The sequence below is a fragment of the Microbacterium sp. GbtcB4 genome (genome assembly GCF_019091465.1).
Taxonomy (GTDB): domain Bacteria; phylum Actinomycetota; class Actinomycetes; order Actinomycetales; family Microbacteriaceae; genus Microbacterium; species Microbacterium paraoxydans.
Genome location: NZ_JAGXJJ010000010.1, coordinates 60,618 through 79,226, shown reverse-complemented (window position 1 = coordinate 79,226; position 18,609 = coordinate 60,618). Strand labels below are relative to the sequence as shown.

Here is an 18,609-nt window from a genome sequence, read left to right as displayed (position 1 = left end):
GACCCGAAAGTCAAAGCCTTGCTTCAGAAGACCCGTGCGCTTCGGCGCGCCTCCGACGCGGCAGCCGCTCGCGCCACCGTCACCCGTACACCCCTCATCGCCCTCGGCGCCGCCACGGCCGCGCTCGTCGGCATCACCCTCAGCGTGGGCCTCGCCTCCGCCCCGGCGGCCGGAGCGGAGCGCTCCGACGCCACCTCCGCCGTCACGAGCCACGACCTCGGCACCGAGCCCCTCACCCGTATCGCCGATCAGGCCGTCATGACGGTCTCGAACGCGACCGATGCGGTCGCCGCGGCGAAGAGCCTGTCCACGGAGGTCGCCGAGTCGGGCCTCGACGTGGGCGCGGCGGCGTCCGTGGACACCACCGCTCTCGAGGACGACCTGGAGACCCTCGCCGACCGATCCACCCTCCCGCTGGTCCTCATCACCGTGACGACTGCGCAGGCCGAGGCGGAGACCGACAAGGTCGTGACCGCGACGGCAGAGCTCCAGCAGGCCTACACCGCCGCGCAGGAGAAGAAGGCGGCAGAGGACGCTGCGCGCGCCGCCGAGGAGAAGGCGGCGGCCGCAGCGGCCGCGCTCGCCTCCGCGAACACGCCGGACGGGGCTCGGGCCACCGCACAGCAGATGATGGCCGACCGCTACGGCTGGGGTGGCGACCAGTTCTCCTGCCTGAACTCGCTGTGGAACAAGGAGTCCGGCTGGAACTACCAGGCGTACAACAACGACGGGGGAGCGACCGGCATCCCGCAGGCGCTGCCCGGCAGCAAGATGGCCTCGGCGGGTGCCGACTGGCAGACGAACGCCGCCACCCAGATCGCCTGGGGCCTGCAGTACATCGCCGACGCCTACGGCACCCCGTGCAGCGCCTGGGGACACTCCCAGGCCATGAACTGGTACTGAGCCGCAGAGCGGGCCCCCTCGCGAACGATTGCCCCTAGCCGTCACCCGACACGGACGCTACCGTGACAGGGAGACGGCTGGGGGCGTCGCGATTTCCGAGGAGGAATGGTGCTCGACCCCACCGTCTGGCTCGACGTCCCGCAGGAGGTCTCCACGGGCACGCTTCCCGGATGGGAGCGGGTGGACGAGCTCGTGCGGGAGGCGCACGCCCGGTACGCGGACGAGGTGTCCGGGGAGGTGGCGGACTACATCCCCGTCCTCGCCGCGGTCGATCCGGAGCTGTTCGGGCTCGCGGTGATCGAGGTGGGCGGCGGCATCCACGACGCCGGAGACGCGCTGCACGCGTTCTCCATCCAGTCGATCTCGAAGATGTTCGTCTACGCGCTGGCGATCCAGGAGCACGGCCACGAGCGGGTCCGCGAGATCGTGGGCGTCAACAACACCGGCCTCGCCTTCAACTCGGTGGTGGCGCTGGAGCTCAACGACGGGCATCCGCGCAACCCGATGGTCAACGCCGGGGCGATCGCGACCACGGCGCTGATGCCCGGCGCCACGGCGGTGGAGCAGTGGGAGCGCGTCCGCGAGGGGCTGTCCGCGTTCGCCGGACGACCGCTGAGCCTGGACGGCGAGGTCTACGCCTCCGAGGCCGGGTCGAACGAGCGCAACCGCGCACTCGGATGGCTGCTGCGCAGCTACAGACGACTGGCCGGCGATCCGGACGAGATCGTCGACGTCTACACCCGTCAGTGCGCGCTCAGCGTGACCGCGCACGACCTCGCCGTCATGGGGGCCACGCTCGCCGACGGCGGGGTCAACCCCGTGACGGGAGAGCGGGTGGTCTCCGCGGACGTCTGCCGTGACACGCTCGCCGTCGTCGCGGCGAGCGGGCTGTACGAGCGGTCCGGGGACTGGCTGTTCGAGATCGGCCTTCCGGCCAAGTCGGGCGTCTCGGGCGGCCTCGTCGCCGTCTCTCCCGGCAAGGGCGCCGTCGCCGGCTTCTCGCCCCGGCTGGACGAGGCGGGCAACTCGATCCGGTCGCAGATGGCGATCGGCCACCTGTCGCGGTCGCTGGGGCTGAACCTCTTCGCCTCCGCGCCCGCGCCCGCGCATGCCGGCGAGGCGCGTGTCTCGTCAGCCTCGGAAGGAGAGCGCTCATGACCCGCACGGCCCCCGCCCCCGCGAAGACGTCCTGGCTGCCGATGGTCAGCCTGTTCCTCGCACAGGTGCTCATGTCCTTCAACGTCGCAGCGCTGCCGATCTCCCTCGGCGGCATGGTGAGCGACTTCGGCGTCCCGCCGACCGTCGCGAGCACGACGATCGTGATGTACGGCCTCGCCGTCGCGGCGCTCGTGATGACCGGGGCCAAGCTCGGGCAGCGCGTCGGCTGGGTGCTGATCTTCCGCGTCGTCGTCGCGCTCTTCGCGGGGTCGGCCGTGATGATGCTCCTCGCCCCGACCGTCTGGTGGGCCATCGCCGGGCAGGCTGTGGCGGGAGCGGCCGCGGCGATCATCGTCCCCTCGATCGTGGCTCTGATCGCCGAGAACTACCGGGGCCCGCAGCAGGCCACGGCCATCGGCGCGATCGGCTCGGCACGCGCGATCTCCGGCGTCAGCGCCTTCCTCATCGGAGGGACGCTCGGGACGCTCGTCGGGTGGCGTCCGCTCTTCGTCATCGTGCTGGCGATCGCCGTCGCGGTCTTCGCCCTGAGCTTCACGCTGCGCGGCGACCGCGGCGATGCGGCGATCCGCATCGATCTCGTCGCGGCCCTCCTCATCGGAGCGGCGATCGTGCTGCTCACCCTCGGGTTCAACAACCTCAACAGCTGGGGAGCGCTCGCGGCGGCGCCGTCCGCCCCGTTCTCCATCCTCGGGCTCTCGCCGGCACCGATCTTCATCGTGTCGGGGATCATCCTGGGCCAGGGGTTCTTCCTGTGGACCCGGCGGCGGATGGCCGAGGGGAAGGTGCCGCTCATCGACCTGAGCGTGCTGGGGTCGTCCCGGGAGCGCGCCGCGGTGTACGCCATGTTCATCGTCGTGGCGCTGGAAGCCTGCGTGAACTTCACGGTGCCGCTGTACATCCAGATCGTCCAGGGGCGGACGCCGTTCGACACCGCCCTCGCGATGATGCCGTTCAACCTCACGGTGTTCGTGACGGCGACGCTCGTCGTCCGGTTCTACACGCGCTACCCGCCGCGCACGATCGGCGTCTTCGGGTTCATCCTCACCACGGCGGCGCTGGTCTGGCTCTCGGTCGTCGTGACCAACAACTGGGAGACGGTGCCGACCATCGCCGGACTCATCGTGTTCGGCATCGGCCAGGGAGCCCTCGTCACGCTGGTGTTCAACGTGCTCGTGACCGCGGCGCCGCCGGAGCTCGCCGGCGACGTGGGATCGTTGCGCGGCACCACGCAGAACCTCGCCTCCGCGGTCGGGACGGCACTCGCCGGGGCGCTGCTGGTCTCGCTGCTCGCGCTCAACGTCGGACGGGCGGTCGTGGAGCATCCGGAACTGCCGCCGTCGCTGGTGTCGCAGGTCGACCTGAACGAGGTGAACTTCGTCAGCAACGACGAGCTGCGTGCGGTCCTGGACACCACGGACGCGACGCCGGAACAGGTCGACGCCGCGGTCGCCGTGAACGAGGAGTCGCGCCTGCGCACGCTCAAGCTCGGCCTGCTGATCCTCGCCGCGGTGAGCGCGCTCGCGATCCTGCCGGCGTCGCGCCTGCCGAACTACCGTCCGCACGAGATCCCGGATCCCTCGCCGGCCGGGCCGGGGGAGTGATCCTCAGCGGAGCTCGGAGATGAGCACGGCGCTCGTCCCGGGCGCGATGGCCTCGAACACGTGCGCCGCGTCGCCGGCATACGTCAGGTAGTCGCCCGGGTTCAGCACCACGGCATCCTCGGGCGGGCCGACCCGCGCCTGCCCGGCGATGAGGATCACGTGCTCGATCGTGCCCGCATGGTGGGGGTCCGAGCGGCGGGGGTCGCCGGGCTCCGCCTGGATGAGGTACACGTCGCGCCGGGCGCCAGGAGGGCTCGCCGAGAGGAGCGTGGCGCTGTAGGCGGCGGCAGAGGAGGGCACCCCCGCGAGGTCGTCGGCGCGGATGAGGGTGGGGGCGTTGGCCTGCTGGTCGACGAGCACCGCGAACGGGACACCGAGCGCGACGCCCAGCGCCCACAGCGTCTCCACGCTCGGATTGCCTGCGCCGCTCTCGAGCTGGGAGACCGTGGCCTTGGAGATGCCGGCCCGGCGGGCGAGCTCCGAGACGGATAGGTTCGCCGTCTCGCGCTCGCGGCGGAGCGTGCGGGCGATGCGGGTGCGGAGATCCTCCATGCGTTCATCATGGCAAACGATCGTTCGCTTGACTATGCCGAGCGCCATGTTCAGAATGATGATCGTGTGTTCAGTGAAGCGAACGGATGGCTGTCGATGACCGCTGAACGTGAGGTGTGGCGCGAGTCCCTCGGCGTCGTGCTCGCCACGAGTGCCTATGGCATCTCCTTCGGTGCGCTCGCCGTGGCCGCGGGCCTCGACGTGTGGCAGGCGTGCGTGCTCAGCCTCCTCATGTTCACCGGCGGATCCCAGTTCGCCTTCGTGGGCGTCTTCGCCGCCGGCGGCTTGGCCGCGCTGCCGTCGGCGATCGCGTCGGCCGCCCTCCTCGGCGTGCGCAACGTCGCCTACGGCATGCGCATGTCGCCGGTCGTCGGCGGGGGACCGGCGCGACGGGCCGTCGCCGCGCACTTCACCATCGACGAGTCCACTGCGGTGGCGATCGCGCAGGACGATCCGCGCCTGCGCCGGGTGGGCTTCTGGGTCACCGGGGTCGGCATCTTCCTAGGCTGGAACCTCACCACTCTCATCGGCGCGCTGGTCGGCGACGTGCTCGGCGACCCGAAGGCGTGGGGCCTGGATGCCGCGGCGGCCGCAGCGTTCCTCGCCCTGCTGTGGCCGCGACTGCGCCGGCGGCAGGCGGTCGCCGTCGGGATCGCGGCGGCCGTGATCGCGGCCGCCCTGACCCCGTTCCTCCTGCCGGGACTCCCCGTGCTGGTCGCCGCGCTCGTCGCGATCGTCGTCGGGTGGTTCAACTGGCTGGAGACACCGCGAGCCGCAGAGGTCGGCGACGGGGAGGTCGGCGCATGAGTCTCTGGAGCGCCATCCTCCTCGCCGCCCTGATCTGCCTCGCACTGAAGGCCGTGGGCTACCTCGTGCCGCCGAAGGTGCTCGAAGCCCCGCGCCCCGCCCGTATCTCCGATCTCCTCACCGTCGCGCTGCTCGCCGCCCTCGTCGCGGTGCAGTCGCTCGGCGACGGGCAGGCCATCACCGTCGACGCGCGTGTCCCCGCCCTGCTCGTCGCGGCGGGACTCCTCTGGCTGCGGCAGTCGTTCCTCGTGGTGGTGGCAGCCGCCGCCCTCGTCGCCGCGCTGCTGCGGCTGGGGGGTCTCGCCGCCTGACACGTCGTTTCGCCGGACAGCGCCCGGGTAGGATCGGGGGGTGCGCGGGAAGTGGTTGTCGAGGGTGCTGTCCTGGGTGGCTGCTGCCCTGGTGGGTGGGGTCTACGGCGTGGCCGGGACCATCGCGCACAGCGTCATGTGGGGGCCGATCCCGATCGGCCTGATCGTCGCCGCCATCGCCTGCGCCGCGATCCTCATCGCCGTGCGGGCGCTCACCCATGACCGGGGCGCCGCCGTCGCCGCCGGACTCGGGATGCTGGGCATGATCGTGCTCATCTCGGGCGTCGGTCCCGGTGGCTCCGTCGTCGTGCAGGACACCCTCGCCGGGCGCATCTGGACCTATCTCGCCGCCGGCATCGTGCTGCTCGTCATCGCGTGGCCGTCGTTCTCCCGGCAGCCGGTCCGCCCCGCCACGCCGTCCTCGGAGGAACCCGAGGTCCACGGGTCGTAGACTGAGGGGGTGACGTATGTGATCGCCCTCCCGTGCGTCGATGTCAAGGATCGCGCCTGCATCGACGAGTGCCCCGTTGACTGCATCTACGAGGGCGAACGGTCGCTCTACATCCACCCGGATGAGTGCGTGGACTGCGGAGCGTGCGAGCCGGTGTGCCCCGTCGAGGCGATCTACTACGAGGACGACCTCCCAGACGAGTGGCAGGACTACTACAAGGCCAACGTCGAGTTCTTCGACGAGATCGGCTCGCCCGGAGGCGCCGCCAAGGTCGGCGTCTACCCGTTCGACCACCCGATCATCGCCGCGCTCCCGCCGCAGGGCGAGTAGGCCCGCTCCGTGAGCGTCCGCGACCTCGCCGACTACCCGTGGGACGCCGTGGTCCCGTATCGCGAGCGCGCCGCCCGGCACCCTGGCGGGCTCGTCGATCTCTCCGTCGGCTCGCCGGTCGATCCCACGCCGGAGATCGTCCGTCAGGCCCTCGCCGAGGCGACCGACGCCCACGCCTATCCGCAGACCGTCGGCACCCCCGCGCTCCGGGAGGCGATCGTCGACTGGTACGCCCGCCGCCGCGGCGTCCCGGACCTCCGGGTCGACAACGTGCTGCCGACGATCGGCTCCAAGGAGCTCGTCGCGCTGCTGCCCACGCTGCTGGGTCTCGGCGCCGGAGACATCGTGGTGCACCCCCGCGTCGCCTACCCGACGTACGACGTCGGCGCGCGGGTCGCCGGGGCGACGCCTGTCGCGGCCGACGAGCCGGCGGAATGGCCGGAGGGTGCGCGGCTCATCTGGATCAACACCCCGGGCAACCCGGACGGTCGCACGTGGACCGTCGACGAGCTCTCCGTGGCTGTGCAGCGGGCGCGTGAGCTGGGGGCCGTGCTGGCCAGCGACGAGTGCTACGCCGAACTGGGGTGGGACGGTCCGTGGACCGAGGAGCCCATCCCGTCGGTGCTCGACCCGAGGGTGACCGGTGGCACGCGGGCGAATCTGCTCAGCGTGTACTCGCTGAGCAAGCAGTCCAACCTCGCGGGTTATCGGGCGGCCTTCGTCGCCGGCTGCGCCCGCGTGGTCGGTGAGCTCCTCGCCGCACGCAAGCACCTCGGCCTCATGCCGCCCGCGCCGGTGCAGCAGGCGATGATCGTCGCCCTCGGGGACGAGGCTCATGTGGCGGCGCAGAAGGAGCTCTACCGTGAGCGGCGGGCGCTGCTGCTGCCCGCCGTCGAGGCTGCCGGCTTCCGCATCGACGGCTCGCAGGCCGGGCTGTACCTCTGGGCGACCGAGGGGCGCGACGCCTGGGAGTCGATGGCGCGTCTCGCCGACCTCGGGATCCTCGCGGGCCCCGGGCACTTCTACGGCGCCTCGTCGCCTGCGCACGTGCGGCTGTCGCTGACGGCGCCGACCGACCGCGTCGCGGAAGCGGCGCGACGCCTGCGCGGCGCGGATCTGTAGGATCCCTCCCTGTTGCAGCCATCCCTTTGGCGGTTGTCACAGTAGGCCTGCGTGACGACTAGGCTGTAAAGGCGATTCGGTCGGCACCCGGCCCGGCGCTCGGCGCCAGAGATATCGCCAGTTCCGGCTTGATCAAGAACTTGCTGACGCCCGCGACGCCGGGGCGATCAGACAGAAGGAGGAGGTCCGCGTGAGCGCTGCGGCAGACCAGACGGCGAAGCTGACGATCGGCGAGACCACCGCCGAATTCCCCCTGGTGCGCGGTACCGCGGGCCACGACAGTATCGACTTCTCGACGCTGACCCGTCAGACCGGCTACACCGGTCTCGACTACGGCTTCGTCAACACCGCCTCCACGAAGTCGGACATCACGTTCATCGACGGAGACAAGGGCATCCTGCGCTACCGCGGCTACCCGATCGAGCAGCTCGCCGGCAGCACCAGCTACCTCGAGGTCGCGTGGCTGCTCATCTACGGCGAGCTGCCGTCCGCCGGCGAGCTGGCGGAGTTCGACGAGAAGATCCGCCGCCACACGCTGCTGCACGAGGACCTCAAGCGCTTCTTCTCGGCGCTGCCGCACACCGCGCATCCCATGTCGGTGCTGTCCTCCGCCGTCGCGGCCCTGTCGACGTACTACGAGGGCCAGACCGACCCGCACAACCCCGAGCACGTCGAGCTGAACACCATCCGCATGCTCGCCAAGCTTCCGGTCATCGCCGCCTACGCGCACAAGAAGAGCGTCGGCCAGGCGTTCCTCTACCCGGACAACTCGCTCGGCTTCGTGGAGAACTTCCTGAAGCTGAACTTCGGCGTGAACTCCGAGCCGTACGAGATCAACCCGACCATGGTGAAGGCCCTCGAACTGCTGCTCATCCTGCACGAGGACCACGAGCAGAACGCCTCGACCTCCACCGTCCGCCTGGTCGGCTCCACGGGAGCCAACCAGTTCGCCTCCGTCTCGGCCGGCATCCAGGCGCTCTCGGGTCCGCTGCACGGCGGCGCGAACGAGGCTGTGCTGACCATGCTCGGCCAGATCCGCGACTCGGGCCAGAGCGTCTCCCGGTTCGTCGAGCGGGTGAAGAACAAGGAAGAGGGCGTGAAGCTCATGGGCTTCGGGCACCGGGTCTACAAGAACTACGACCCGCGCGCCAAGCTCGTCAAGGAGGCCGCGGACGAGGTGCTGAACTCGCTCGGCGTCACCGACCCGCTCCTGGACCTCGCGAAGGAGCTCGAGGAGATCGCCCTCGCGGACGACTACTTCCGTGAGCGGCGCCTGTATCCGAACGTCGACTTCTACACGGGCGTGATCTACAAGGCGATGGGCTTCCCCACCCGCATGTTCACCGTCCTGTTCGCGATCGGTCGCCTGCCCGGCTGGCTCGCCCAGTGGCGCGAGCTCCAGCTCGACCCGCAGACGAAGATCGGCCGTCCGCAGCAGCTCTACACCGGGTCGCCGGAGCGCGCCTTCCCGACGCGCTGAGCGCGGGCGTCGCAGACGCCGAAGGCCCCCTCGCACCGGAGTGCGAGGGGGCCTTCGTCGTCGTCAGGCGCGAGCCGGGATCAGCGTCCCTGGCCGCCGCGCGCGCCCTGGCGGCCCTGACCGCCCTGGCGCTGCGCACCCGGCGCGCCCTGGCCCGCAGAGCGCGGACGGCGACGACGGCGGGAGGGCGGGGTGGTCGCGGTGCTCTTCTCGCCGCCCGCGGGCCGCTGCTTCGCAGAGCGCTGCTGCTGCGGCTGCGGGGGAGCGGGGCGCACGTGCGGCGCCCGCTCGGGGACGAGCTCGGTCACGGCGTCGGCGGTGAGATTCTCCAGCGGTGCCGTGATGGCGGCCTTGCGCAGGAGATCCTTCACGTCGCGGCGCTGCTCGGGCAGGACCACGGTGACGACCGTGCCCGCCGCCCCGGCCCGTGCCGTGCGGCCCGAGCGGTGCAGGTAGGCCTTGTGCTCGACGGGCGGGTCGACGTGGACGACGAGGTCGACGTTGTCGACGTGCACACCGCGAGCGGCGACATCGGTCGCGACGAGCACGCGGACGCCCCCGTCCGCCGGGTCGGTGGAGAAGGCGCCGAGGTTGCGCTCCCTGGCGTTCTGGGACAGGTTGCCGTGCAGATCCACGGCCGGGATCCCGGCGGCGGTGAGCTGCTTGGCGAGCTTCTTCGCCTGATGCTTGGTGCGCGTGAAGAGGATGCGACGGCCGGTGCCCGAGGCGAGGTCGCGCACCAGCACGGTCTTGTTCTCGGGGGAGTCGACGACGAGCACCCGGTGGGTCATCTCGCCGACGGGCACGCTCGCCTCGTCGACCTCGTGGCTGACGGCGTTCGTGAGGAACCGGCGGGCGAGGGTGTCGATGCCGCGGTCCAGCGTGGCGCTGAAGAGCAGGCGCTGACCGTCGGCGGGGGTCGCCGAGAGGATGCGGGTGACGCCGGGGAGGAAGCCGAGGTCGGCCATGTGGTCGGCCTCGTCGAGCACGGTGACCTCGATCGCGCTGAGGCGCACGACCTGCTGCTTCATGAGGTCTTCCAGGCGGCCGGGGCAGGCGACGACGATATCGACGCCGCCCTGCAGCGCCTGCTCCTGCGGACGCTGGCTGACGCCGCCGAACACGGTGGTGACCCGGAGGCCGACGGCCTCCGCGAGCGGGGCGACGGTCGCCGCGATCTGGGCGGCGAGCTCGCGGGTGGGGGCGAGCACGAGGCCGCGGGGCAGGCCGGACCGGCGCTTGTGGCCGGAGGCCGCCAGGCGGGCGACGAGCGGGAGCGCGAAGGCGATGGTCTTGCCACTGCCCGTCCGTCCGCGACCGAGGAGGTCACGGCCGGCGAGCGAGTCGGGCAGGGTGTCACGCTGGATCGCGAACGCCTCGGTCTTTCCGGAGGCGGCGAGAACGGTGGCGAGCTCGGCGGGGACGCCGAGATCGAGGAAGGAAGGCATGCAGAGAACTCCGTCAGCGCACGAGAACGGCGCGGGATAGTGGGGTGAGGTGGGCGAAGACGCAGCGAGTGCGCGTCCGTTCGCCGTGCGAATGGCCAGTTCGGGCTGGAGAGGGGAGCGCGGGCGCTCGCTTCGGTCCTCGGAGACCCCTAGACGACGACGATGCTGACCGGCCGGCGGCGCGGGCAACGGAGCCAGTCTACCAGCGGAGACCGGTCGAAGGCTGCAGGCGGGCTGTCAGGCGTGGAGCGCCTCGTTGAGCGTGACGCCGACGCCGGCGCGGCGGACCGCCTCGACGGCACCCGTGAGCGAGTTACGACGGAAGAGCAGGCCATCCTGACCCGAGAGGTCGGCGCCCTTGACGGTCTTGCGGCCGCCATCGGCCGTCGCAGGACCGTCGGCGAGCACGATCTTCGTCCCGGCGGTGACGTAGAGCCCGGCCTCCACGACGCAGTCGTCGCCGAGGGAGATGCCGATGCCGGCGTTCGCGCCGAGAAGTGTGCGGGCGCCGATCGACACGCGATGCGACCCGCCGCCGGAGAGCGTGCCCATGATCGAGGCGCCGCCGCCGATGTCGCTGCCGTCGCCGACCACCACGCCCTGCGAGATGCGACCCTCGACCATCGAGGCGCCGAGGGTGCCCGCATTGAAGTTGACGAAGCCCTCGTGCATGACCGTGGTGCCGGGGGCGAGGTGAGCGCCGAGTCGCACGCGCGAGGCGTCGGCGATGCGCACCCCGGCGGGCTGCACGTAGTCGGTGAGACGAGGGAACTTGTCCAGGCCCTGGATCTGGATCCCGGCGCGCTGGAGCTGCGGACGCAGGCGCGCGGCGTCGGCGGGGAGCAGCGGGCCGGCATTGGTCCAGGCGACGTTCGGCAGGTGACCGAAGATGCCGTCGAGGTTGAGGGCGTTCGGCTGCACGAGCAGGTGCGACAGCGCGTGCAGGCGCAGATAGGCGTCCGCGGTGGAGGTCGGGGCCGCGTCCAGGTCGATCGTGAGCTCGACCACCGCGAGGGTGACGTCGCGGCGCTCGTCCGGTCCGGTCTGTGCGTCGAGTGCTGTGCGCGCGGCGGCGACCTCGGCGTCGGACGGCGCGGACGAGCGGACCTCCGGGTACCACGCGTCGAGGACCGTGCCGTCGCTCGCGGTGGTCGTCAGGCCGAGTCCCCAGACAGATCGTGCGTCGCTCATGCCTCCACGGTATCGCGCCGACGACGGTGTCCCGTCCCGCATGACGGGCATCAGTAGGCTGGGGGCATGGTGCTCGATCTGACCGCGTCCTCCGCCGACATCACCCGCGCGATCTGCGACGTCCCGAGTGTCTCCGGCGACGAGAAGACACTGGCCGACCTGATCGAGGAGGCCGTGTCCGGTCTGCCGCACCTGGAGGTCATCCGGCACGGCAACACGGTCGTCGCCCGCACGGATCTCGGTCGGGCGCAGCGCGTCGCGATCGCCGGGCACATCGACACCGTGCCCCTCAACGACAACCTGCCCACGCGCGACATCGAGATCGACGGCGTGCCGTATCTGTGGGGTCGCGGCACCGTCGACATGAAAGCGGGGGTCGCGGTGCAGCTCAAGCTGGCCGCCGAGCTCACCGACCCCGCGATCGACGTGACCTGGATGTGGTACGACAACGAGGAGGTCGCGGCCTCCCTGAACGGCCTCGGGCTTCTCGCCGCAGCGCGTCCCGACCTGTTCCAGGCCGATTTCGCCATCCTCGGGGAGCCCTCGAACGGCCAGGTCGAGGGGGGATGCAACGGCACGCTGCGGGCGATCGTGCGGACCACGGGCGTCCGCGCGCACAGCGCCAGAGCCTGGATCGGCGAGAACGCGATCCATCGCGCGGCGCCCATCCTCACCCGGCTGTCCGAGTACCGAGCGCGCGAGGTGATGGTCGAGGGACTTCTCTATCGGGAGGGCCTCAGTGCGGTCCGCATCGCGGGAGGAGTCGCGGGCAACGTCATCCCGGACGCCTGCGAGGTCGAGGTCAACTACCGCTTCGCGCCGAGCAAGTCCGCGGCCGACGCCGAGGCTCACGTCCGAGCGGTGCTCGCCGGATTCGACGTCGAGATCACGGATGCCGCCGAAGGTGCCCGCCCCGGCCTGGACGCGGACATCGCGCGCCGGTTCGTCGCGGCTGTCGGCGCGGAGCCGCAGCCGAAGTACGGCTGGACCGACGTGGCGCGGTTCTCGGCCCTCGGCATCCCGGCCGTGAACTACGGGCCGGGCGACCCGCATCTCGCCCATCACGACGAGGAGCGTGTGCCGCTCGCCCAGATCGACGCCGTCGAGCGGGGTCTGCGCGCATGGCTGACGTCGCACTGACGCTCGCACGGCGCTGGGCGCGGATACCGCTGGCTCTGCGCATCGGCATCGTCTACGTCCTCGCACGGGTCGTGACGACCGGATTCCTCATCGCCGCGGCCGCCCTGTCCACGGTGTTCTCGCGCTTCGGCGGCGACGCCGGGCTCGTGGACTTCGTCCTCGGGTGGGATGCGCAGTGGTACTGGCAGGTGGCGGTGCACGGCTATCCCGCCGACCTCCCGCTGACCGATGACGGGCAGGTGGCCGAGAACGCGTGGGCCTTCATGCCCGTGTTCGCGTACGCCGCCAAGGCGTTGGGCTTCGTGCTCGGCTCCTGGGGCGCGGGCGCTCTCGTGCTCTCGCTCGGAGCCGGCTACCTTGCCTGTCTCGCCCTGCATCGTCTGCTCCGCGACCGCATCGGGAACGCAGCGGCGCTGTGGGCCGTCGTCTTCTTCGCGTCCGGGCCGCTGGCCGCGCTGTTTCAGGTCGGCTACGCGGAGACGCTCTTCCTGCTGCTGCTCTTCCTCGCGCTGGATGCGACGATCCGGCGGAACTACACCTGGCTGTACGTGCTCATCCCGGTGCTGGGGTTCACCCGCCCCGGCGTGCTCGCCTTCGCCCTGTACCTCGGTCTGCACGGCATCCTCCGCTGGCGGCATCGCCGCACCGATCCGCTGGGCGCCAGGGAGATCGTGCACATCGTCGCCCTCGGCGCGCTCGCGACGGCCACCGGGTTCGCCTGGCAGCTGATCGCCGGTGTCGTGACCGGTGACCCCGGCGCCTACCTCGCCACCGAACTCGCCTGGCGACGACACTGGATCGCCGGGGGAGTCGAGGGCTTCGTGCCCTTCGAGGGGTGGGTGCAGGCGTCGCACTTCTGGTTCGAGCTGTGGGGTCTGCCACCGGCCTGGGGACCGGTCGCCCTCGTCGTCCTCGTCGTCGCGGCGGGCGCGGCGCTGATGCTGTCCCCGCAGGTGCGCGCGCTCGGCCCGGACCTCCGTCTCTGGAGCGCGAGCTACCTGCTCTATCTGCTCGCAGTGTTCTTCCCGCAGTCGAGCACCTTCCGCCTGCTGCTGCCGCTCAGCCCGGCGTGGGGTGCGGTCGCGGTGCCCCGGTCACGAACCTGGCGCCTGGGGGTGCTGGCACTGTGCCTGGTCGGCCAGTGGGTGTGGATCTACCACGTGTATGCCCTCGGCAGTACGTTCTGGCAGGTGCCCTGACGACGCGGGGGAGTGGATTGTGTCCCCGTGACGTCCACGGCGCGGTCGCACCCGATAAACTCGTCCCATACCACCGGAGGAAAGGGAGCCACGATGGCAGCGATGAAGCCGAGGACCGGAGACGGACCCATGGAGGCCGTGAAAGAGGGACGACTCATCATCGTGCGTGTTCCGCTCGAAGGAGGAGGCCGCCTGGTCGTCTCCGTGAACGACGCCGAGGCCAAGGAGCTTCACGACGTGCTCGGTGCCGTCGTGGCCCCGGCCTGATCGAACCCGGTCCGCTGAAGCGCGACCGCAGAGGGCGAGGGATCGCGGATCCCTCGCCCTCTTGTCGTGTGGGGGTCCCGCTCAGGCGCGGTCGTCGAGGCGGATCAGCTGCAGCAGGCCCTCGCCCGCGGGCGAGACCGTGGCCAGCACCGCCGACGATTCCTGCGTCTCCTGGACGAGCGATCGATAGGCGGAGGTGATGTCGTCGCGCTGGACCGGGTCGGCCACGCGGCCCCCGGCGAGGATGCGGGGCACGAGCACCAGGCCACCGGTACGAGCGAGACGGAGTCCGTGCGAGACGTACTCGATGACGTTCTCGGGGTCGGCGTCGACGAGGACGATGTCGTACGACGCCTCGTTCATGCGGGGGAGCACGTCGATCGCGCGTCCGGCGATGAACCGCGCGCGGGTGGCGGGCACCTTCGCGTCCGCGAACGCCTGACGGGCGGCGGCGAGGTGCTCGGGCTCGTTGTCGATCGAGGTCAGCACCGCGTTCGGGGCCCCGCGCAGCAGCCAGAGTCCGGAGACGCCGGCGCCGGTTCCGATCTCGACGATGGAGCGGGCGGTGCCCGCGGCGGCGAGCACTGCGATCTGCGAACCGACGACGGCGCTGATGGGGGCCGCCCCGAGCTCCACGGCGTGGGTGCGAGCGCGGGCGATGGTCTCCGGCTCGACGATGGACTCGCGAAGGAAGCGCGCGTTGGCGTCGTGCTCGCTCATGACCTGCCTCTCCCTGCGTGCATGGCTGATGTGTCCAGGGTATTCGCTCACTGCGCGCAGAGCCCGCAGGCGCGGCGGTAGCCTGGTCACATGACGTTCGGCCTCACCTTCGAGAAGCTGCTGCTCATCGGCCTGATCGCAGTGCTGATCATCGGCCCCGAGCGTCTGCCGCGTGCCGCGGAGGCCTTCGCGAGCATCGTGCGCAAGGCCGGCGAGTACATCCGCGACACGAAGTCCCGCGTCCGCGAGGAGATGGGTCCGGAACTCGACGACGTGGACTGGCGCAAGCTGGACCCGCGGCAGTACGACCCCCGGCGCATCATCCGCGACGCGCTCCTGGAGGAGCCGGAGCCCGCGACCCCCGCGCAGGCGACGGCGACGATCGCGGAGCCGGTGGCCCCGCGCACCGCGCCGCCGACCTTCAGCGCCGAGAACCGCCCGCCGTTCGACACCGAGGCGACCTGAGTCGTCGGTTCAGGAGATCCGGGTCCGCAGCATCGTCAGCTCCTCGTCGCTGAACAGCGAGCGCGGGATCGCGGTGGCGACCGAGGCATCGCGCACCTTGAAGATCACGGCGTCCCTGCCGACACGGAGGCTCTGGAACGTGCGGTACGGGATCTCGGAGCGGCGGCGATCGCTTCCCAGCTGCAGCCTGTCCTCGTCCAGCGCGACCCAGACCACGCTCTCGACCGGCATCGCGGCACGGACGGCCTTGCGGGCGCTCGAGGTGGTCAGGATCACCGCGTAGGCACCCAGTGCCACCGTCACGGCGGGCAGCCAGGCGACGATCGTGCTGACCTCCGCTCCGCGGGAGAGGAGGTCGTTGAGCGTGAAGACGGAGAGGACCAGTCCGGCTGCCAGTGCGACCCACATCACGATCGCGACGGGCCTGGTCAGGGAGTAGACGGTGGCGTCACGCGCCATCCGCCGCAGCAGGCTCTCATCCACGGTCACAGATCGGTGCGGCATCCGTCCATCCTCCCCTTCGGCCTCAGGCGATCGACATCGGCAGCGAGCGTCCGGCGAGGCCACGGCCCCGTCGGGCGAGGCCGGCGGCCATCGTGCGGATCGCCTGGGCGGCGGCGTCGTCGGGCGCGGAGGTGACGACCGGGACGCCCACGTCCCCGCCTTGACGGAGCGCCGGGCTGAGCGGGATGGAGGCGAGCAGGGGGACCGGCGCGTCGGGCTCGGACAGGGCCTCCGCGACCGCCGCTCCGCCACCCGCGCCGAACAGGTCGATGACCGTGCCGTCGGGGAGGGGGTACGCGGACATGTTCTCGATCACGCCGATCACGCGCTGACCGGTCTGACGGGCGACGAGTCCGCTGCGGATGGCCACGTCGGAGGCCGCCGCTTGGGGAGTGGTGACCACGAGCACTTCGGCGTGGGGGAGGAGCTGCCCGATCGAGATCGCGATGTCACCGGTGCCCGGTGGCATGTCGATGAGCAGGACGTCGAGGTCGCCGAAGAAGACGTCGGTGAGGAACTGCGAGACCGTGCGGTGCAGCATCGGTCCGCGCCAGGCCACGACGGACTCCCCGTCGCGCAGGAACATCCCGATCGAGATGGTCTTCACCCCGTGTGCCACCGGCGGCAGCATCAGGTCGTCGATGCGCGTCGGCTGCGTGCCGGCGGGGATACCCAGCAGCCCGGGGATCGAGAAGCCGTGCACGTCCGCATCCACCAGGCCGACGGCGAGGCCCCGGTCGGCGAGAGCGACCGCGAGGTTCGCGGTGACCGTCGACTTGCCGACGCCGCCCTTGCCGCTGGAGACGAGGATCACGCGGGTGAGGGAGTCGGGGCCGAAGGGCATGTGCCGGGCGGGGCGTCCCGCCCGGAGCCGTTCGGTGAGGGCCTTGCGCTCGGCCGGGGTCATCACGCCCACCTCGACCTCGACGTCCGTGACCCCGGGGACCGCGGCCGCGGCACCGCGCACGTCGCGCTCGATGCGGTCGGCGGCGGGGCACCCGACGATCGTCAGCACGATGCCCACATGCGCGACCCCGTCCTCGACCGAGATGTCGCGCACCATGTCGAGGTCGCCGATCGGCTGCCGCAGCTCCGGATCGGTCACCGCCGCCACCGCGGCCCTGACGCTCTCGGCCGCGGTCATGAGACGGTGCCGCCCGCGGGCTTCTCCTCGGCGTCGCCCAGCTCGGCCAGCAGGGCACGGAGCTCCTGCCGCAGCACGTCGCGGGTGACCACCTGCGCGTTGCGCTCCTCCAGCGACATCCGCAGCGCGACGATCTCGCGGGCGAGGTACTCGGTGTCGGCGAGGTTGCGCTCGGCGCGCTGCCGGTCCTGCTCGATCTGCACGCGGTCGCGGTCGTCCTGGCGGTTCTGCGCGAGGAGGATCAGCGGCGCGGCGTATGAGGCCTGCAGCGACAGCATGAGGGTGAGCGCGGTGAAGCCCAGCGCGGCGTCGTCGAAGCGCACCTCGCGGGGCATCAGCGTGTTCCAGCCGATCCAGAGGATGCAGAAGAGGCTGAGGATGACGAGGAACGCCGGGGTGCCCATGGCGCGGGCGACCCACTCCGTGAAGCGACCGAAGCGGTCGCGCGAGGTCGACCGGGGGCGGGTGCTCGTCCGTCCTGGCGCGTCGAGGCGGGCGGCCCGCTCCTTGCGCGCCATCAGCGCGCCTCCGTCACGGGCGGTGTCACATCGTCGCTGTCGTGGGTGCGCCAGTCGTCCGGCAGCAGGTAGTCGAGCACGTCGTCGATGCTGATCGCGCCGACGAGGCGGTGGGCTGCGTCGATCACGGGCAGCGAGACGAGGTCGTAGCTGGCGAGCATGCGGGCGACCTCGGCGGCGGAGGCGGTGACGGGCACCGGCTCGAGGCTGTCGTCGAGGATGGCGCCGAGCCGCTCGTGCGGCGGATAGCGCAGCATCCGCTGGAAGTGCACGAGGCCGAGCAGCCGGCCGGTCGGCGTCTCGAACGGCGGGAGCGTGACGAAGACGGCCGCGGCGAGAGCCGGATGCAGCTCGTGGCGGCGGATGAGCGCCAGTGCCTCGGCGACCGTGGCGTCAGCGGAGAGGATGATCGGCTCCGGGGTCATCAGACCGCCCGCCGTGTCGGGACCGTAGCGCAGCAGCATCCGTACGTCCTCGGCTCTCTCCGGCTCCATCCGCTGGAGCAACTGCTCCAGCTGGGTGGGCGGGAGCTGGGCGAGGAGATCGGCGGCGTCGTCCGGCTCCATCTGATCGAGGATGTCGGCTGCCCGCTCCTCGCCGAGGCGGTCGAGGATGTGCACCTGCTCGTCCTCGGGCATCTCCTCGAGGGCGTCGGCGAGGCGGTCGTCGGAGAGCTCCTCCGCGACCTCGATCATCCGCTGCTGGGGGAGGTCGAGGAGCGTGTTGGCGAGGTCGGCGGCGTGCAGCTCGGAGTAGGAGGCGACGAGCTGCTCGGCGGACTGCGATTCGCCCGGTGCGTGCTCCTCGGTGACCTCGCTCCAGGCGGCGAACGTCGTCGGGCCCTTGGCGAACGGCGACGCACCGGTCTTCGGCCGGCGCAGGAAGAGCTGGCTGATCGCCCACTCGCCGAGGCGGTTGGGCTCGATCGCGACGTCCTCGATGACGGCGGTGCCGCTTCCGTCCGTGAGGCTCACGCGTCGGCCGAGCATCTCGGCGAGGACGCGTACCTCGCCGGCGCGCGGCGAGAAGCGACGGACGTTGATGAGGCCGGTGGTGATGACCTGACCGGACCGGATCGACGTGACCCGGCCGATCGAGAGGAACACGTGGCGGCGGCCGGGGATCTCCACGACCAGTCCGATCACGCGCGGGGCCGCGGTACTTCGATACACGACGACGACGTCCCGGACCTTGCCGAGCCGGTCGCCGACGGGATCGAAGACGGCACACCCTGCCAGGCGCGCGGCGAAAACCCGTTGTGTGCTCACTCGACCAGC

Annotated in this window: 21 protein-coding genes; 13 read left to right on the top strand and 8 right to left on the bottom strand. The window is 71.3% G+C overall.

Annotated features, from left to right (window positions below; all coding sequences use genetic code 11):
- Positions 1-18: 18 nt before the first annotated feature.
- From KVS71_RS15605 to KVS71_RS15595, 3 genes are all read left to right on the top strand, one after another.
- Positions 19-903, top strand: coding sequence for a phospholipase (locus tag KVS71_RS15605; RefSeq protein ID WP_217584973.1), 885 nt, complete (start codon positions 19-21; stop codon positions 901-903).
- Between the two features lie 105 nt (positions 904-1,008).
- Entirely contained in the window at positions 1,009-2,061 is a 1,053-nt protein-coding gene (gene glsA / locus KVS71_RS15600) for a glutaminase A (protein ID WP_105949513.1), read from the top strand.
- A complete protein-coding gene (locus KVS71_RS15595) occupies positions 2,058-3,683 on the top strand; it encodes an MFS transporter (RefSeq protein WP_217584972.1) in 1,626 nt (541 codons plus the stop codon). Before glsA ends, KVS71_RS15595 begins: the two co-directional genes overlap by 4 nt.
- Positions 3,684-3,686: 3 nt before the next feature.
- Here the strand turns inward: KVS71_RS15595 and KVS71_RS15590 are convergent, their stop codons facing one another.
- Complete coding sequence (locus tag KVS71_RS15590; protein ID WP_060922741.1) at positions 3,687-4,235, bottom strand: helix-turn-helix domain-containing protein; 549 nt, start codon at positions 4,233-4,235, stop codon at positions 3,687-3,689.
- Positions 4,236-4,331: 96 nt separating this feature from the next.
- Between KVS71_RS15590 and KVS71_RS15585 the strand changes: the two genes are divergently transcribed.
- The 6 genes from KVS71_RS15585 (at position 4,332) to KVS71_RS15560 (ending at position 8,736) form a co-directional block, all read left to right on the top strand.
- Positions 4,332-5,042 carry an AzlC family ABC transporter permease gene (locus KVS71_RS15585; protein ID WP_217584971.1) on the top strand — a complete coding sequence of 237 codons (711 nt, stop codon included), beginning with the start codon at positions 4,332-4,334 and terminating at the stop codon, positions 5,040-5,042.
- On the top strand, positions 5,039-5,353 hold the full coding sequence (locus KVS71_RS15580; RefSeq protein WP_060922742.1) for an AzlD domain-containing protein: 315 nt from the start codon (positions 5,039-5,041) through the stop codon (positions 5,351-5,353). The genes KVS71_RS15585 and KVS71_RS15580 overlap by 4 nt, the downstream gene beginning before the upstream one ends.
- Positions 5,354-5,393: 40 nt before the next feature.
- A complete protein-coding gene (locus tag KVS71_RS15575; protein WP_060922743.1) occupies positions 5,394-5,804 on the top strand; it encodes a hypothetical protein in 411 nt (136 codons plus the stop codon).
- A gap of 9 nt (positions 5,805-5,813) precedes the next feature.
- Positions 5,814-6,134, top strand: a complete 321-nt coding sequence (gene fdxA / locus KVS71_RS15570) for a ferredoxin (RefSeq protein ID WP_017203330.1) — start codon at positions 5,814-5,816, stop codon at positions 6,132-6,134.
- A 9-nt stretch (positions 6,135-6,143) separates the two neighbouring features.
- Positions 6,144-7,256 carry a succinyldiaminopimelate transaminase gene (dapC, locus tag KVS71_RS15565; protein WP_217584970.1) on the top strand — a complete coding sequence of 371 codons (1,113 nt, stop codon included), beginning with the start codon at positions 6,144-6,146 and terminating at the stop codon, positions 7,254-7,256.
- 190 nt (positions 7,257-7,446) lie between these two features.
- Positions 7,447-8,736, top strand: a complete 1,290-nt coding sequence (locus KVS71_RS15560; RefSeq protein ID WP_217584969.1) for a citrate synthase — start codon at positions 7,447-7,449, stop codon at positions 8,734-8,736.
- Between the two features lie 80 nt (positions 8,737-8,816).
- On the opposite strand, the gene KVS71_RS15555 is transcribed toward KVS71_RS15560, so the two are convergent.
- Positions 8,817-10,184 (bottom strand): DEAD/DEAH box helicase, encoded by a 1,368-nt coding sequence (locus tag KVS71_RS15555; RefSeq protein WP_083371045.1) that lies wholly within the window; start codon positions 10,182-10,184, stop codon positions 8,817-8,819.
- A 237-nt stretch (positions 10,185-10,421) separates the two neighbouring features.
- A complete protein-coding gene (dapD, locus tag KVS71_RS15550; protein ID WP_060923140.1) occupies positions 10,422-11,375 on the bottom strand; it encodes a 2,3,4,5-tetrahydropyridine-2,6-dicarboxylate N-succinyltransferase in 954 nt (317 codons plus the stop codon).
- Between the two features lie 66 nt (positions 11,376-11,441).
- Between dapD and dapE the strand changes: the two genes are divergently transcribed.
- From dapE to KVS71_RS15535, 3 genes are all read left to right on the top strand, one after another.
- Positions 11,442-12,515: a succinyl-diaminopimelate desuccinylase gene (dapE, locus tag KVS71_RS15545; protein WP_060923139.1), complete on the top strand. Its 1,074-nt coding sequence runs from the start codon at positions 11,442-11,444 to the stop codon at positions 12,513-12,515.
- Entirely contained in the window at positions 12,497-13,714 is a 1,218-nt protein-coding gene (locus KVS71_RS15540; RefSeq protein WP_060923138.1) for a hypothetical protein, read from the top strand. Before dapE ends, KVS71_RS15540 begins: the two co-directional genes overlap by 19 nt.
- A 93-nt stretch (positions 13,715-13,807) precedes the next feature.
- Positions 13,808-13,981, top strand: coding sequence for a DUF3117 domain-containing protein (locus tag KVS71_RS15535; protein WP_071328210.1), 174 nt, complete (start codon positions 13,808-13,810; stop codon positions 13,979-13,981).
- An 81-nt stretch (positions 13,982-14,062) separates the two neighbouring features.
- Here KVS71_RS15535 and KVS71_RS15530 read toward each other — a convergent pair whose 3' ends face one another.
- A complete protein-coding gene (locus KVS71_RS15530) occupies positions 14,063-14,701 on the bottom strand; it encodes an O-methyltransferase (RefSeq protein WP_060923137.1) in 639 nt (212 codons plus the stop codon).
- Between the two features lie 90 nt (positions 14,702-14,791).
- On the opposite strand from KVS71_RS15530, the gene KVS71_RS15525 reads away from it, so the two are divergent.
- Positions 14,792-15,166 carry a twin-arginine translocase TatA/TatE family subunit gene (locus tag KVS71_RS15525; protein ID WP_060923136.1) on the top strand — a complete coding sequence of 125 codons (375 nt, stop codon included), beginning with the start codon at positions 14,792-14,794 and terminating at the stop codon, positions 15,164-15,166.
- Positions 15,167-15,175: 9 nt separating this feature from the next.
- Here the strand turns inward: KVS71_RS15525 and KVS71_RS15520 are convergent, their stop codons facing one another.
- The 4 genes from KVS71_RS15520 to KVS71_RS15505 are packed head-to-tail and all read right to left on the bottom strand — an operon-like array spanning position 15,176 to position 18,600.
- Positions 15,176-15,670 carry a YcxB family protein gene (locus KVS71_RS15520; RefSeq protein WP_060923135.1) on the bottom strand — a complete coding sequence of 165 codons (495 nt, stop codon included), beginning with the start codon at positions 15,668-15,670 and terminating at the stop codon, positions 15,176-15,178.
- 22 nt (positions 15,671-15,692) lie between these two features.
- Positions 15,693-16,814: an Mrp/NBP35 family ATP-binding protein gene (locus tag KVS71_RS15515; RefSeq protein ID WP_217584968.1), complete on the bottom strand. Its 1,122-nt coding sequence runs from the start codon at positions 16,812-16,814 to the stop codon at positions 15,693-15,695.
- On the bottom strand, positions 16,811-17,332 hold the full coding sequence (locus KVS71_RS15510; RefSeq protein ID WP_060923133.1) for a DUF1003 domain-containing protein: 522 nt from the start codon (positions 17,330-17,332) through the stop codon (positions 16,811-16,813). The genes KVS71_RS15515 and KVS71_RS15510 overlap by 4 nt, the downstream gene beginning before the upstream one ends.
- Positions 17,332-18,600, bottom strand: coding sequence for a CBS domain-containing protein (locus KVS71_RS15505; RefSeq protein WP_060923132.1), 1,269 nt, complete (start codon positions 18,598-18,600; stop codon positions 17,332-17,334). Before KVS71_RS15505 ends, KVS71_RS15510 begins: the two co-directional genes overlap by 1 nt.
- Between the last annotated feature and the right edge of the window lie 9 nt (positions 18,601-18,609).